1 protein-coding gene is annotated in these 1912 nt (G+C 49.0%); it reads right to left on the bottom strand.

Features of this window, described 5'->3' with window-relative positions; genetic code table 11:
* Positions 1-1912 (bottom strand): flagellar biosynthesis protein FlhA (flhA, locus tag R7E42_RS23770; protein ID WP_318073057.1); only part of this gene is annotated, 1912 nt, incomplete at both ends.

Here is a 1912-nt window from a genome sequence, read left to right as displayed (position 1 = left end):
ATTGTGTTCTTCACAAACTTAGCCAGTGTGGATCGCAACACGCCAGACGTAAGTAGAACGGCAGGTTCGCCCTTCAGCTCTTGCTCTTGCGTTGCATGGCTTAGTGAAGACTGCAAACGTTCAGCGAGTCCTGGCTCAATGCCAGCAGATTCGCCTCCCGAGGCTTGCATAGTTTGATGCAATATTTGTTCCAGCTCAGGAATCAAGGTAATCACAGGCAGTTCTGGCTCTATACCATTGATTTCTTGAACAATTAGGCGTTTCAGACTGATTCGAACCGCCGCTGTTAATATGTCAGGTTCTTGCCTCTTACTTGAGTACTCAGCCAAGGTTTGTACGATGGTACGAATGTCGCGAATTGGAATGGCTTCATTCAACAAGTTCTGCAACACTTTCACCACCACACCTAATGGGAGTTGATCCGGTACGAAGTTCTCCACCAATTTCGGTGCACTTCGGCCTAGCATCTCCAATAAATTCTGTACTTCTTCATGACCAATCAACTGCGATGCGTTGTTGGTTAATAACTGACTTAGATGCGTTGCCAATACCGTCGATGAATCCACCACGGTATAACCGAGAGCCTGAGCGTGCTCGCGCTGTTCTTCACGAATCCACACGGCTTCTAGGCCGAATGCCGGGTCCATGGTCGGTTCGCCATCAATCATGCCGTAAACCTGACCAGGGTTAATCGCCAATTCTTGGTCTGGGCGAATTTCCGCTTCACCCACCGCAACGCCCATCAGGGTAATTCTGTAGCTGTTTGGCGTCAGCTCAAGGTTGTCGCGAATGTGTACAGCTGGGATCAAGAAACCAAAATCTTGTGAGAGCTTTTTACGAACGCCTTTCACGCGCTCTAATAACTCTCCGCCTTGGTCACGATCCACCAGCGGGATTAATCGATACCCCACTTCTAAACCAATAATATCAACAGGTTGAACGTCATCCCACGACAACTCACGTTGAGAAATCGGCTCGCTGCCATCTTCTGCTTTCGCAGGTAATGCTGGTTCTTTTGCTTTCTGCTTCTGACGCTTGTCAATTAAGTAAGCACCCGCGCCAGCAGCAACGGCCAACGTTAAGAAAGCAAAATGCGGCATGCCCGGTACGATACCCATCACGCCCAAAATTGCCGCCGTGATCATCAACGCTTTCGGATTGTCGAACATTTGGAAAACCAACTGCTCGCCCATGTCTTCATCGGTGTTTTGGCGCGTTACCATCATCGCCGCTGCAATCGATAGCAATAACGATGGAATTTGAGCGACCAGACCATCACCAATCGTTAGCAAGGTATAGATTTGGATCGCTTCACCAAAGCCTAACCCGTACTGCGCCATACCAATCGACAGACCGCCGATGATGTTGATAAACAGAATCAAAATACCGGCTATCGCATCGCCTTTTACAAACTTGGACGCACCATCCATTGAGCCGTAGAAATCTGCCTCTTTGGTCACTTCAAAACGACGCACGCGCGCTTGCTCTTGGTCGATAAGGCCTGCGTTTAAGTCCGCGTCAATCGCCATCTGTTTACCAGGCAACGCATCAAGGGTGAAACGAGCGCTCACCTCCGAAATACGCCCCGCACCTTTGGTCACAACCATAAAGTTAATGATCATCAAGATGATGAAGACCACCATACCGACAACGTAGTTGCCGCCGATCACCACTTCACCGAAAGCTTGAATGACTTTACCAGCGGCATCGCCACCATTATGGCCTTCTAGCAATACGATTCGGGTTGAGGCGACGTTCAGCGTTAGGCGAAGTAAGGTTGCCACCAACAAAATGGTTGGAAAAACAGAAAAGTCGAGTGGTCGCTTTGCTGTGGTACTGACCAGCAATACCAAGATCGCCAATACGATGTTAAAAGTAAACAGCGCATCCAATAGCAATGGTGGTAATGGCA

The organism is Vibrio sp. Vb1337 (assembly GCF_033338715.1).
Lineage (GTDB): Bacteria > Pseudomonadota > Gammaproteobacteria > Enterobacterales > Vibrionaceae > Vibrio > Vibrio alginolyticus.
Note: the sequence above shows the minus strand (reverse complement) of the source record. Positions and strands in the feature narration are given on the sequence as shown.